This window comes from Streptomyces sp. NPDC005438 (assembly GCF_040606315.1).
In the GTDB taxonomy this organism is placed as follows: domain Bacteria; phylum Actinomycetota; class Actinomycetes; order Streptomycetales; family Streptomycetaceae; genus Streptomyces.
On the sequence record NZ_JBEXEP010000009.1, the window covers coordinates 246341 to 260551 of the forward strand.

The window sequence follows — 14211 nt, forward strand, 5'->3', positions numbered from 1 at the left end:
GTCGACATCCGGGACGGCATTGTGTCAATCTCGCCGTCAGCCGGTAAGGACAACCAGTCTCAGCAGCACTATGAGCGTCAAATGATCCGCGGTGCCCACCCCTCCAGAGCCACCGAACGTGAGGGGCGGGGCGCCGCCAGAGTCCTGGAGAAAGCGAGGACTTGAGCATGGGTTCCACCCACGTCAACCGTCGTGACCTGATCAAGCGGTCCGCTGCTGCGAGTCTGGTCGCCGTGCCGGCCATAGGCGCGCTCAGCTCCTGCGCGAGCGGGGGTGACGGCGACAGCAAGGACAAGTACGAGGCGGGGGACAAGAGCAAGTCCAACCCGCTGGGCGTCAACAAGAAGGCGCCGCTGGAAGTCGTGATCTTCAACGGCGGTTACGGCGACCAGTACGCCGTGGACAACAACACCGTGTACGCGAAGAGCTTCGGCAAGGTCAAGCACGCCAAGACCCAGAAGATCCGCACGGTGATGCAGCCGCGCATGGTCAAGGGCAGCCCGCCGGACGTGATCAACAACTCCGGCGCCGAGAACATGGACGTGGCCAGCCTCATCAAGGAGGAGCAGGTCGCCGACCTCGCTCCGCTGCTGGACGCCCCCGCGCCGGACGACCCCTCGAAGAAGGTCCGGGACATCCTGATCCCGGGCACCATCGAGAAGGGCCAGTTCGGCAGCAACAAGATGTACCAGCTGAACTACTCCTACACGGTCTACGGAGCCTGGTACTCCAAGACCGCCCTGGAGAAGCTGGACGCCGAGTACCCCAAGACCTGGGACGAGATGCTCTCGGTCTGCGCCAAGGCCAAGAAGGAGGGCATCGCCGGCTGGACCTACGCCGGTAAGCACCCGTACTACTTCGCCTTCACGCTGTACCCGTTCATCGCCAAGATCGGCGGGGCGGACGTACTGAAGAACATCGACAACCTCGAACCGAACGCGTGGAAGCACGACGCGGTGAAGAAGGCGTTCGAGGCCTACCACGAGCTGTACGCCAAGGGGTACGTCCTCAAGGGCAGCCCGTCCATCGACCACATCCAGTCCCAGACCCAGTGGACCAAGGGCAAGGCGCTGTTCATCCCGAACGGCTCCTGGGTGGAGAACGAGGCGAAGAAGACCACGCCCAAGGACTTCGAGATGACGGTGGCTCCGCCCTCCAGCCTCGACAAGTCGGACAAGATGCCGTTCGAGACCATCTACGCCGAGGCCAGCGAGCCCTTCATGGTGCCGGCCAAGGCCAAGAACCTCGAAGGTGGCATGGAGTGGCTCCGGCTGATGCTGAGCAAGGAGTCCACCCAGAACTTCACCAAGCTGGTCTCCGCCCTGACCTGTGTGGACGGCGCGGCCAACGGCATGAAGCTGCAGCCGGGCCTGAAGTCCGCCAAGGACATCCTGGGTGCCGCCGGCGAGAACGTGGTCATCCCGCGGATCGTCGACTGGTACCTGGAGCTGCACAAGGACAAGGTGGGCGGCGCCATCGCGTCGATGATGTCCGGTGACATCTCGCCCTCCGAGGCCGTCAAGCGCTGTCAGAAGGCGGCCGACGAGACTGCCAAGGACAAGTCCGTCAAGAAGTACAAGCACACCTGATCGCGCGACCGCGCGTACGGGAAACTCACCCAACGGGAAGCATGGAGCGGGGCGGCATGGCGAACGACGTCCGAAAGACGGCTGGGGTGACCACCGTCGACTCGGCACCGGGCACGCGGCGGGAGCCGTCCGCGGCCAACCTACCGGCACTGGTCGCGGCGTTCTTCCTGCCGCCCAACTTCACTCCAGACAAGGCGAAGCACGACCCTCGGTACCGCACCCTGGACAAGTACCGCTTCATCGCGTGGTTCCTGGCGATCCCGCTGGTGATCTACGCGATCTTCGTGGTCTCGCCGTTCTTCCAGGCGTTCTACTACTCGCTCACCGACTGGACCGGGTACAGCGGGAACTTCAACTTCGTCGGTCTGGACAACTACGCCCGGCTGTGGGACGACTCGACGTTCTGGGCCTCGATCCGGCACAGCCTGCTGCTGCTGGTCGTGGCCCCGGTGTTCACCCTCGGGCTGGGGCTGTTCTTCGCCTTCATGCTCCAGGCCGGGGGGCGGCACCGTAAGAACGAGGCGATCTCCGGGGTCTGGGGCGCGAAGTTCTACAAGATCGTCTACTTCTTCCCCCAGGTCCTCTCGGTGGCCATCATCGGTGTGGTCTGGGGCGCGATGTACGACCCCATCACCGGGCCCATCAACGAGACCCTGGAGGCCATCGGACTGGGCTCCCTCAGCCAGCAGTGGCTGGGCGATCCGAGCCTGGCGCTGTGGAGCGTGCTGTTCGTCCTGTGCTGGATGTTCGTCGGCTTCTACGTGGTGCTGTTCTCGGCCGCCATGGGGTCCATCCCCAAGGACATCTACGAGGCGGCGCTGCTGGACGGCGCCAGCCGGCCCACCACGTTCTTCCGGGTCACGCTGCCGCTGATCTGGGACACCGTGCAGACCGGCTGGATCTACATGGGCATCCAGGCCCTGGACGCCTTCGCCATCGTCCACATCATGACGATCAACAAGGGCGGTCCCGGTGACTCCACCCTGGTCACCCCGGTCTACCTGTACAAGAAGGCATTCGACTCCGGCCAGGCCGGTTATGCCACGGCGGTCGGTGTGGTGCTGTTGCTGGTCACCATGGTCTTCTCCGGGATCATGATGTTGCTCAGCCGGCGCGAGCGCATCGAGTTCTGAGACGAAGCGGGGAGAGAGTCGACAAGATGAGCGCAACGCAGCCGGCCGAGGAGGCCGTGCAGGTCAAGGCACCCGACGACGAGGGTGGCCCGGGAGGAGCCAGCCGCCGCGAGCCTCCGGTGAGGTCGGGGCAGCCCTCCGAGGGCGGGGTGCTGAACGTCTTCTCCGGTGCCTTCCTGATCCTGTGGGTGGTGATGGCCGCCGGCCCGCTGCTCTGGGTGGCCGTCAACTCCATGCGGGACTCGGCCGACATCCAGGGCAAGCCCTTCGGTTTTCCCAGCTCGTTCAGCATCGAGAACTTCGCCAACGCCTGGTCCGACGCCAACATCGGCACCTACGCCCTCAACTCCCTGACGGTGCTGGCCGGTTCACTGCCCGGCACCATGCTGCTGGGGTCGATGGCCGCGTACGTGATCGCGCGGTTCACCTTTCCCGGCAACCGCTTCGTCTACCTGCTGTTCGCCGGCGGGATGATGTTCCCGATCATCCTCGCCGTGGTCCCGCTGTTCTTCGTGATGAGCAACTTCGGACTGCTGGACAGCAAGCTGGGGCTCATCCTGGCGTACATCGCCTACTCCCTGCCCTTCACCACCTTCTTCATGACCTCGTTCTTCCGCACCCTGCCGGGGAGCGTGGCCGAGGCGGCGACCATCGACGGGGCCTCGCACCTGAGGACCTTCTTCCAGATCATGCTGCCGATGGCCAAGCCCGGCCTGATCAGCATCGGCATCTTCAACTTCCTCGGCCAGTGGAACCAGTACTTCCTGCCCCTGGCCCTCAATTCGGAAAGTAAAGATAAGGCGCTGCTCACTCAGGGTCTGGCCGAGCTGTCCGTGGCCCAGGGGTACGAAGGTGACTGGGGAGCCCTTTTCGCAGGTCTGACCATCGCCATGGTCCCGATCCTGGTGGTCTACATGGTCTTCCAGCGCCAGGTGCAGGAGGGGCTCACCGCCGGCGCGGTGAAGTAGTCCGTCCTCGACGGCGATGGCTGCGGACCAGTCCCCCCGGGGGCTGGTCCGTACCAGAATCCCCAGGTCAACGGCATACCCGAAGTGGCATAAGCTGTGACGCGCCTCTGGGCGTCGCCGGGTTCGGGGACTTGACGCGGAGTAACAACACCGGCTGTGCTTAGAGTTCAGATGTTGGACTCACAATCACCCCACCACGCTGTGGGGCGATGTGCTGGATGGTCGTGCCGTCGGCCGGATCGGGGTGGATGCTCGTGGAGACTCCGGGCTCACAGTCCTCGCTCCACCGCGCCAATCTGGAGCGAGTGGTGCGAGCGGTACGGATGGCCGGCTCGCTCACCCAGGCGGAGATCGCCCGTACCACGGGGCTGTCCGCCGCGACCGTTTCCAACATCGTTCGAGAACTGAAGGACGGCGGGACCGTCCAGGTCACCCCGACCTCCGCGGGCGGCCGACGGGCCCGCAGCGTCTCCCTGTCGGGGGACGCCGGCATCGTGGTCGGCGTCGACTTCGGCCACTCCCACCTGCGCATCGCCCTGGGCAACCTGGCCCACCAGGTGCTGGCCGAGGAGTCGGAGCCGTTCGACGTGGACTCCTCCGCCGACCAGGGCTTCGACCGGGCCGAGCAACTGGTGCAACGGCTGCTCGCGGCGTACGACATAAGCCCCCGGAAGGTGATCGGGGTGGGCCTGGGAGTGCCGGGCCCCATCGACATGGAGAGCGGCGCCCTGGGCTCCACCGCGATCCTCCCGGGCTGGACCGGCGTCAACCCCGCCAAGGAGATGGGCAAGCGGCTGGGCGTGCCCGTCCACGTGGACAACGACGCCAACCTCGGGGCGCTGGGCGAGCAGGTGTGGGGGAGCGGTCAGGGCTCGGACGACCTGGCGTACATCAAGGTCGCCAGCGGAGTGGGCGCGGGACTGGTCATCAACGGCCAGATCTACCGTGGTCCGGGCGGTACGGCCGGCGAGATCGGCCACATCACCCTGGACGAGTCCGGCCCCGTCTGCCGCTGCGGCAACCGTGGCTGCCTGGAGACCTTCACCGCCGCCCGCTACGTGCTGCCCCTGCTGCGCTCCAGCCACGGTGACGGGCTCACCATGGTGGGGATGGTCGACCTGGCCAACGAGGGGGACCCTGGCTGCCGCCGGGTGATCGCCGACATCGGTCGGCACATCGGCAGCGGTGTGGCCAACCTGTGCAACCTCCTCAACCCCCGCCGTGTGGTGCTGGGCGGCGATCTGGCGGAAGCTGGAGACCTGGTGTTGGATCCCGTACGGGACTCGGTCGCCCGGTACGCGATCCCCAGTGCGGCACGGCAGTTGACGGTGGTCTCCGGGGCGCTGGGCGGACGTGCGGAGGTGCTGGGCGCCCTGGCCCTAGTGCTGAGCGAGATGGGTGACGCCACGGTGCTGCCGTCGTCCCTGGCGGCCAGTCCGGCCTGAGGTCTCCCGCCGGTTCACCGTCCCTCTGACGGGCCCTGTCGGGCCCTTTCCGGCCCCTGTTTCCGGGGGATCGACCCTCCGGTTTTGCGTTCACACGGAGAACGATTGGCATCGTTGCCATCTCGTTAATGATTAACTTCTTGACGGTTACCGCGCGGAGGGGTTGACTCCGAGCCACCTCGGCCGCGAGGGCGCGGCCTCGTCAGGGAGGTAAGACCCCATGAACGCACGCTGGCGTCGCGTCGTACTCGGCACCACCGCGATCTCCGTCGCGCTGACCCTCTCCGCCTGTGGCAAGGCGGGTGGCGGCGACGACGGTGGAGACGACAAGACCATCGGTCTGTTGCTCCCCGAGAACAAGACCACCAGATACGAGACCTTCGACCGTCCGCTGATCGAGGGCAAGATCAAGAAGCTCTGCGACGACTGCGAGATCAAGTACAACAACGCCACCCAGGACACCGAGAAGCAGAAGAAGCAGTTCGACGCCCTGATCACCCAGGGCGTGAAGGTGATCATCCTGGACCCCGTGGACGCCCAGGCCACCAAGTCGTGGGTGGAGCGCGCGGAGAAGAAGGACGTGAAGGTCGTCGCCTACGACCGTCTGGCCGAGGGGCCGATCTCCTCGTACATCTCCTACGACAACGAGAAGATCGGCGAGCTCCAGGGCGAGGGCCTGGTGGAGGCGCTCGGCGACAAGGCCAAGGACAGCAACGTCGTCATGATCAACGGGTCGCCGACCGACCCCAACGCGCCGCTGTTCAAGAAGGGCGCGCACAGCGTGCTCGACAAGAAGGTCAAGAAGATCGTCTACGAGCAGGACATCCCGGACTGGTCGCCGGACGAGGCCAACAAGAAGATGGGCGCGGCCATCACCAAGCTCGGCAAGAAGGGCTTCGACGGGGTGTACGCCGCCAACGACGGCATGGCCGGCGGCGTCTCCACCGCGATGAAGAAGTCCGGCATCACCGACGTGCCCCTGGGCGGGCAGGACTCCGAGCTGGCCGGTCTGCAGCGCATCATCAAGGGCGACCAGACGCTGACCATCTACAAGGCGATCAAGCCCCAGGCCGAGACCACCGCGGAGATCGCGGTGAACCTGCTGGAGGACAAGGGCATCGAGAAGCTGACCCCGAAGAAGGTGGACAGCAAGAGCGAGAAGGGCGTGCCCTCCCAGCTGTTCAGCGCCCAGGTCGTGACCAAGGACAACATCAAGGACACGATCATCAAGGACAAGGTCTACAAGGTCGAGCAGATCTGCACCAAGGCGTTCGCCAAGGCCTGCAAGGACGCCGGTCTTCAGTGACGCCCGGTCGGCCGCCGCGACGCGCGGCCACACTTCCCTGAGTGCGCGGGAGGCCGCCCCGGTCCGAGGACGGGGGCGGCGTCCCGCTGAAAGATCGGAGTTGGCTCAGTGCCGAACGAAACCGTTTTGGCGTTGCGTGGAATCTACAAACGGTTCGGCGCGGTGCAGGCGCTCACCGACGTGAACCTGGAGATCCACGCCGGTGAGGTCGTGGCGCTGGTCGGCGACAACGGCGCCGGCAAGTCCACGCTGGTGAAGACCGTCGCGGGCGTCCACCCCATCGACGAGGGCACCATCGAGTGGGAGGGCCGGCCGGTCACCATCTCCCGGCCCCACGACGCCCAGGAGCTGGGCATCGCGACCGTCTACCAGGACCTCGCGCTGTGCGACAACCTGGACGTGGTGGCGAACCTCTTCCTCGGCAACGAGGTCAACGGCGCCAGGATCCTCAACGAGATCGAGATGGAGAAGCGGGCCAAGGAGCTGCTCGACACGCTCTCCATCCGCATCCCCAGCGTGCGGATCCCGGTCGCCTCGCTGTCCGGTGGACAGCGGCAGGTGGTGGCCATCGCCCGCGCGCTGATCGGCGACCCCAAGGTCGTCATCCTCGACGAACCGACCGCCGCCCTCGGCGTGGAGCAGACCGCGCAGGTCCTGGACCTGGTGGAGCGGCTGCGGGAACGCGGCCTCGGTGTGCTGCTCATCAGCCACAACATGGCCGACGTGCAGGCGGTCGCGGACCGGGTGACCGTACTGCGCCTGGGCCGCAACAACGGCGTCTTCGACGTCCAGGACACCTCCCACGAGGAGATCATCGCCGCGATCACCGGTGCCTCGGACAACGCGGTCACCCGCCGGCACGCGCGCAGCAAGGAGGCGTCGAAGTGAGCGACACCGTCAACAAGGAACGCGAGGGAGCCGAGCCGTCCAACGGCACCGCCCCGGCCCCGGGCGCGGTCCCGGCGGTCGACCCCCGGCTGCTGGTACGGGAGCAGGGCTTCGCCGGCTACCTCGCCGACTTCAAGCGCCGGATCCGTGGCGGTGAGCTGGGCTCGCTGCCGGTGATCCTGGGGCTGATCGTGATCGCGGTCATCTTCCAGTCCCTCAACGACCGCTTCCTGTCGGCCGGCAGCCTCAGTGACATCGGTGTCTACATCGCCGGTACCGGCATCATGGCCACCGGCATCGTCTTCGTGCTGCTGCTCGGCGAGATCGACCTGTCGGTCGGCTCGGTGGCCGGTGTCGGCGCGGCCGTCTGGGCGGTGCTCAGCGTCACCCACGACCTCAACGACACGGTCGCGGTGGTCCTGGCCATCCTGGCCGGTCTGGCCATCGGCCTGCTGCACGGCTTCTTCTTCGCCCGGGTGGGAGTGCCCGCCTTCGTCGTCACCCTGGCCGGCTTCCTCGGCTGGAGCGGCCTGCAGATCTGGCTGATGGGCAAGGAAGGGAGCATCAACACTCCCAACGGCAGCATCGTCGAGGACCTGACCGGCTACTACTTCGAGGACATCGCCGCCGCGTACGGCCTGGCCCTGGTGGCCACCCTGGTCTACGCCGGCAGCCTGCTGCTGGACGCCGACCGTCGCCGCAAGGCCAACCTGCCGTTCCGCCCGGTCGCCGAGATCGTGGTGCGCACTGCGGTGCTGGCCGTCGTGGCCTTCGTCGCCGCGTACATCCTCAACCAGTCCCGGGGCCTGCCCCTGGCGCTGGTGCTGTTCCTGGCGGTGCTGCTGATCGCGGACTTCGTGGTGCGCCGTACGGTCTACGGCCGGCAGATCTTCGCCGTCGGCGGCAACGCCGAGGCCGCCCGGCGGGCCGGCATCAACGTGGAGCGGGTCCGCATCACGGTGTTCGGTATCGCGGGGATGCTGGCCGCCTTCGGCGGTCTGTTCATCGCCAGCATGTCCGGCGGTGCCACCAAGAGCCTGGGCGCCGGCAACACCCTGATGAACGTGATCGCCGCCGCCGTCATCGGCGGTACCAGCCTCTTCGGTGGTCGCGGCAAGATCTGGTCGGCCCTGCTGGGCATCCTGGTGATCCAGTCCATCGAGCAGGGGCTGAACCTGCTGGGCATGGCCAGCGAGATCCAGTTCATGATCACCGGCGCGGTGCTGCTGGCGGCCGTGGTCATCGACTCGGTCTCCCGCCGTACCCAGAAGACGGCCGGCCGTACCTGACCGGTACCGCACCCTCACCGTCGCGACGCGGTGGCCCACGGCGCTGAGCCGTACCCGGGCCACCGCGTCCGTGCGTGCAGGGGATGCGGGAGAGGTCACATCGGTGTCCCCGGAGGGAACGCGAGCCGACCTGTGGGCGTCTCATCTTCCGGGGGCGGCGGGGCGGTTGGCGTTCCGCCGGAGTGGGTCGTACGGCCGCCGGTGTTCCGCGAACGCGGCTTCCGGTACCCCTGGCCGGGGCGTTGGCTGATCCGTACCGTGGGCGTTCGGCCGGACCGTACGGAACATTAGACTCATCGGATCGGCGCACAGCTCGACAGCAAGGAGGCACAGTGCCACAGGCACCGCGCGAGGAGCGTCAGTCGGCGGCCAGGGAGGGAGGGTTGCTGTCCAGGGTGGAGAACCCACGTGACCTGGACGCGCTCACCCCGGAGCAGCTCGACGAGCTGGCGCGGGAGATCCGTGCCTTCCTGGTCGCCTCGGTCTCCCGTACCGGTGGCCACCTGGGCCCCAACCTGGGCGTCGTGGAACTCACCATCGCCCTGCACCGCGTCTTCGAGTCCCCCCGGGACCGGGTGCTGTTCGACACCGGCCACCAGTCGTACGTGCACAAGCTGCTGACCGGGCGCAAGGACTTCTCCCGGCTGCGGGCCAAGGGTGGCATCTCCGGGTACCCCTCGCGGGCCGAGTCCGAGCACGACGTGATCGAGAACTCGCACGCCTCGACCGTGCTGGGCTGGGCCGACGGGCTGGCCAAGGCCAACGAGGTGCGCGGGCGCCGGGACCAGGTGGTCGCCGTCATCGGTGACGGCGCCCTGACCGGCGGGATGGCCTGGGAGGCGCTGAACAACATCGCCGCCGCCAAGAACCGGCCCCTGGTCATAGTGGTCAACGACAACGAGCGGTCCTACGCCCCTACCATCGGCGGCCTCGCCAGCCACCTCGCCACCCTGCGCACCACCGACGGGTACGAGCGCTTCCTCGCCCGGGGCAAGGAGATGCTCAACCGCACCCCGGTGGTGGGCAAGCCGCTGTACGGCACCCTGCACGGCGCCAAGAAGGGCCTGAAGGACGTCATCGCCCCCCAGGGCATGTTCGAGGACCTCGGGCTGAAGTACGTCGGCCCCATCGACGGGCACAACATCGAGGCCCTGGAGTCCGCCCTCCAGCGGGCCAAGCGCTTCGGCGGGCCGGTCATCGTGCACTGCATCACCGAGAAGGGGCGCGGGTACCGCCCGGCCCTGGAGGACGAGGCCGACCGCTTCCACGGGGTCGGGGTCATCCACCCGGACACCGGCCTGCCGGTGTCCGCCTCGGGGGCGGACTGGACCTCGGTGTTCGGTGAGGAGATGGTCCAACTCGGCCGGGAGCGCGAGGACATCGTGGCGATCACCGCCGCGATGATGCGGCCGGTGGGACTCCAGCCCTTCGCGGAGGCCTTCCCCGACCGGGTCTACGACGTGGGTATCGCCGAGCAGCACGCGGCCGTCAGCGCCGCCGGGCTGGCCACCGGCGGGGTGCACCCGGTGTTCGCGGTGTACGCCACCTTCCTCAACCGTGCCTTCGACCAGTTGTTGATGGACGTGGCCCTGCACCGCTGCGGGGTCACCTTCGTCCTGGACCGCGCCGGGGTGACCGGCAGCGACGGTGCCTCCCACAACGGCATGTGGGACATGTCGATCCTCCAGGTGGTGCCCGGACTGCGGCTGGCCGCTCCCCGGGACGCCAGCCAGCTGCGCGCCCAGCTGCGCGAGGCGGTACGGGTGAAGGACGCGCCCACCGTGGTCCGCTTCTCCAAGGGCAGCGTCGGCCCGGAGGTGCCCTCCCTGGGCCGGGTGGGTGGCATGGACCTGCTGCGCGAGCCGGGCACCGACACCCCCGACGTCCTGCTGGTCTCGGTGGGCGCGCTCGCCCCCATGTGCCTGGAGACGGCCGAACTGCTGGAGAAGCAGGGCATCTCCACCACCGTGGTGGACCCCCGGTGGGTCAAGCCGGTGGACGAGGCGCTGGCGCCGCTCGCGGACCGGCACCGGGTGGTGGTCACCGTCGAGGACAACAGCCGTGCCGGCGGGGTGGGTTCGGCGGTGTCGCAGGCCCTGCGGGACGCCGGTGTGGACGTGCCGTTGCGGGACTTCGGCATCCCCGAGCGCTTCCTCGACCACGCCTCGCGCAAGGAGGTGCTGTCCGAGATCGGGCTGACCGCCCCGGACATCGCCCGCCAGGTGACCGGGCTGGTGTCCCGTATCGACGGGCGCTTCGACACCGAGGCGGAGAGCGGCGCGGGTCTGAGCCGGGACTGAGCGGACACGGAACGTGCCGGGAGGCACCACCGGGGACGGCCCGGGGGTGCCTCCTGCGTCTCTTCGGGTGACGGCCGTGGTGTGCGGGCCCCGTGGTGGTACGGCTGCGGAACAGGGCCGGAACGTCCGGGTCCGCGCACGGAGGTACGCCCATGGCCAGAAACCACCGACAGCCACGGGGCACCGACGCCCTGTTCCGTACCAAGTCGGTCGAGCAGTCCATCCGGGACACCGAGGAGCCCGAGCACCGGCTGAGGAAGTCGCTCACCGCCCTGGACCTGGTGGTCTACGGCGTCGGGGTGGTCATCGGCACCGGCATCTTCGTGGTCACCGGCACGGTGGCCAAGGAGTACGCGGGGCCCTCGGTGGCCCTGTCCTTCGTGGTGGCCGCAGTGGTCTGCGGGCTGGCCGCCCTGTGCTACGCCGAGTTCGCCTCCACGGTGCCGGTGGCCGGGTCGGCGTACACCTTCTCGTACGCCTCCCTGGGTGAACTGCCGGCCTGGATCATCGGTTGGGACCTGGTGCTGGAGCTGGCCCTGGGCGCGGCCACGGTGGCCGGCGGCTGGTCCCAGTACGTGACCCAGCTGCTGGACAACGTGGGGATCACGGTGCCGGCCGCGCTCACCCACTCCGGGGGTGGCTTCGGCTTCGACGTCCTGGCGGCCCTGCTGGTGCTGGTGCTGACCGGGGTGCTGCTGCTGGGCATGAAGCTGTCGGCCCGGGTGACCTCGGCGGTGGTGGCCATCAAGGTGTCGGTGGTGCTGATCGTGATCGTCGCCGGGCTGTTCTACGTGGTGGGCGACAACTACACGCCCTTCATCCCGCCGGAGAAGCCCGTGGACGAGGGCACCTCGGGCCTGCTGACCCCGCTGTCGCAGGTGCTGTTCGGCATCAGCCCCTCGCACTTCGGGGTGATGGGCATCTTCTCGGCCGCCGCGGTGGTCTTCTTCGCGTTCATCGGCTTCGACATCGTCGCCACCGCCGCCGAGGAGACCCGCCGCCCCCAACGGGACCTGCCGCGCGGCATCTTCGGTTCGCTGGCGATCTGCACGGCCCTGTACGTGGCGGTGTCCCTGGTGGTGACCGGGATGCAGAAGTACACCGAGCTGGAGAGCGAGGCCCCGCTGGGGTCGGCGTTCAAGGCCGTGGGGCAACCGTTCTTCGCCGGGGTGATCTCCTTCGGAGCGGCGGTGGGGCTGACCTCGGTGGTGATGATCCTGCTGCTGGGCCAGACCCGGGTGTTCTTCGCCATGAGCCGGGACGGCCTGCTGCCCCGGGCCTTCTCCCAGGTGCACCCCCGCTTCGGCACCCCGTACCGCACCACGGTGCTGCTCGGGGTGGGGGTGGCGCTGATCGCCGGCTTCTTCACGGTCACCGAACTCACGGAGATGGTGAACATCGGCACCCTGTTCGCCTTCGTGGTCGTCGCCCTCGGGGTGGTGCTGCTGCGCCGCAGCCGGCCCGATCTGCCCCGGGCCTTCCGCGCCCCCTGGGTGCCGGTACTGCCGATCCTGTCGGTGCTGGCCTCGCTGTGGCTGATGCTCAACCTCAGCGTGGAGACCTGGCTGAGGTTCACCTTCTGGATGCTCGTCGGACTGGTCCTGTACGTGGTCTACGGCCGCCACCACAGCCTGCTGGGCCAGCGCGGGGACTGAGCGGAGGCCGAGGTCGGGAGGGGGCCGGGCGGCGGATACGTTGGTGCCCATGCCGTCGTCTCCCCGCCCCCACCCCTGGGCCCGGCCGCGCACCCGCGACCCCTGGTGGCTGAGGCTGGCCCCGGTGGTGCTGCTGCTCACCACCGTGACCCGACTCCCGTCGTTCACCCGGGAGCTGTCCAACCCGGACGAGGGCTTCCTGGCCACCCAGGCACGCCAACTCACCGACGGGGGACGGCTGTACGACACGGTGGTGGACCGCAAGCCACCCCTGGTACCCCTGCTGTACCAGGGCTGCTTCGCGGTGTTCGGCGACCAGTCGCTGTGGCCGCTCAAGGTGGCCGCCGTCCTCGCGGTGGCCGCCACCGCCCTGCTGGTGGCCTCGCTGGCCCGGCGCTGGTGGGGGGACTCGGCCGGCTGGACGGCCGGGACGCTGACCGTGCTGCTGAGCGTGGCCCTGGTGCCCGAGGACTCGCAGGCGGCCACCTTCGAGATCTTCATGCTGCCGTGGACCGCGCTGGCCGTGTGGTGCGCGGACCGCCGCAGATGGGCGCTGGCGGGGCTGGCCGTGGCCGGGGCGGCGCTGACCAAGCAGACCGGCGGGGCGGTGTGGCTGCCGGTGCTGTACCTGATGTGGCGCGCCCGACCCCGCCCGACGGTCTGCGTGCTGTCGCTGGCCTCGGTGGCCGCGCCCTTCGTCGCCTTCGCCCTGTGGTTCGGACCGGGCCCCTTCCTGTACTGGATGGTCACCGGCTCCGGCTCGTACGCCTCGGTCACCGGCGCCGAACTGCACGCGTTGCTCCGGGCGTTGGGCAACGCCTCACTGGTGGCCATGGGGGCAGCCCCGCTGCTGTGGGCCGCGCTGCGCCTCGCCAGGGGCGGGCGGGGTGACGGTGAGCGGTGGCCGGGCGCCACCGTGGTGTGGGTGTGGCTGGGGGCCTCGGCCCTGGGGGTGGTCGTCGGCTTCCAGTTCTACGGCCACTACTACCTCCAACTGCTGCCCCCGCTGGCCCTGTGGGGCGCCTTGGTACTGCACCGGCTGGGGCGCCGCGAACCGGGGCCGCTGCCGGGTCGGCTGCTGGCGGCCACCGCCGCCCTGTCGGCCTGCTTCGTGCTGTGGGGGCTGCTGCTGGCGCCCCGGGGGGAGTTGGACCACGCCCGCACCCTGGGCGCCGAGGTGCGGGAGCGCACCCGGCCCGGTGACACGGTGCTGCTGTGGGGGATGCACCCCGAGCAGTACTGGTTCGCCGACCGGCCCCCGGCCAGCCGCTATCTGACGGCCGGTTTCCTCACCAACTACAGCGGCGGCCGACACAGCCTGGTCGGCGGCCGGCACGCGGTACGGGTGGGGGAGCGGTACGCCATGGACGGCGCCTGGGACCACTTCCGTGCCGAACTGGCCGACCACCCGCCCCGGTTGGTGGTCGACGACTCCCGAGGCAAGCCCTACGCCATCTCCCGGACGCCCACCCTGCGGGCCTACCTGCGCGACCACTACCAGCGGGTGGGCACCGTGGGGGGCGCCGTGCTCTGGGAGCGCCGGAGCTGAGGGGGCCGGCCCCGTACGGAGCCGTACCGAAGAAGAGTGGGGGGGGGGGGCCCGCGCGGGGGCCCCCCACAACGAGAAGGATATAACAA

At 68.7% G+C, this 14211-nt stretch carries 10 protein-coding genes; all 10 read left to right on the forward strand.

The window, feature by feature from the left end:
• The first annotated feature begins 167 nt into the window (after positions 1-167).
• The 10 genes from ngcE (at position 168) to ABZT14_RS20375 (ending at position 14122) form a co-directional block, all read left to right on the forward strand.
• Positions 168-1589, forward strand: coding sequence for an N-acetylglucosamine/diacetylchitobiose ABC transporter substrate-binding protein (ngcE, locus tag ABZT14_RS20330; RefSeq protein ID WP_356304696.1), 1422 nt, complete (start codon positions 168-170; stop codon positions 1587-1589).
• 56 nt (positions 1590-1645) lie between these two features.
• On the forward strand, positions 1646-2722 hold the full coding sequence (locus tag ABZT14_RS20335; protein ID WP_356304699.1) for a sugar ABC transporter permease: 1077 nt from the start codon (positions 1646-1648) through the stop codon (positions 2720-2722).
• A 26-nt stretch (positions 2723-2748) separates the two neighbouring features.
• On the forward strand, positions 2749-3690 hold the full coding sequence (locus ABZT14_RS20340) for a carbohydrate ABC transporter permease (RefSeq protein WP_356304702.1): 942 nt from the start codon (positions 2749-2751) through the stop codon (positions 3688-3690).
• A gap of 254 nt (positions 3691-3944) precedes the next feature.
• Positions 3945-5135 carry an ROK family transcriptional regulator gene (locus ABZT14_RS20345; RefSeq protein ID WP_356304745.1) on the forward strand — a complete coding sequence of 397 codons (1191 nt, stop codon included), beginning with the start codon at positions 3945-3947 and terminating at the stop codon, positions 5133-5135.
• Positions 5136-5355: 220 nt separating this feature from the next.
• A complete protein-coding gene (locus tag ABZT14_RS20350; RefSeq protein WP_356304705.1) occupies positions 5356-6441 on the forward strand; it encodes a substrate-binding domain-containing protein in 1086 nt (361 codons plus the stop codon).
• Between the two features lie 108 nt (positions 6442-6549).
• Positions 6550-7329 (forward strand): ATP-binding cassette domain-containing protein, encoded by a 780-nt coding sequence (locus tag ABZT14_RS20355; RefSeq protein ID WP_356304708.1) that lies wholly within the window; start codon positions 6550-6552, stop codon positions 7327-7329.
• A complete protein-coding gene (locus ABZT14_RS20360) occupies positions 7326-8618 on the forward strand; it encodes a sugar ABC transporter permease (protein ID WP_356304712.1) in 1293 nt (430 codons plus the stop codon). The genes ABZT14_RS20355 and ABZT14_RS20360 overlap by 4 nt, the downstream gene beginning before the upstream one ends.
• Before the next feature lie 383 nt (positions 8619-9001).
• The gene (gene dxs / locus ABZT14_RS20365) at positions 9002-10918 is read left to right on the forward strand and encodes a 1-deoxy-D-xylulose-5-phosphate synthase (RefSeq protein WP_356304747.1); all 1917 of its coding nucleotides are present in this window, start codon (positions 9002-9004) and stop codon (positions 10916-10918) included.
• A 152-nt stretch (positions 10919-11070) separates the two neighbouring features.
• Positions 11071-12573: an amino acid permease gene (locus ABZT14_RS20370; RefSeq protein ID WP_356304715.1), complete on the forward strand. Its 1503-nt coding sequence runs from the start codon at positions 11071-11073 to the stop codon at positions 12571-12573.
• Positions 12574-12622: 49 nt separating this feature from the next.
• Positions 12623-14122, forward strand: coding sequence for a glycosyltransferase family 39 protein (locus ABZT14_RS20375; protein WP_356304718.1), 1500 nt, complete (start codon positions 12623-12625; stop codon positions 14120-14122).
• The last annotated feature ends 89 nt before the right edge of the window (positions 14123-14211 follow it).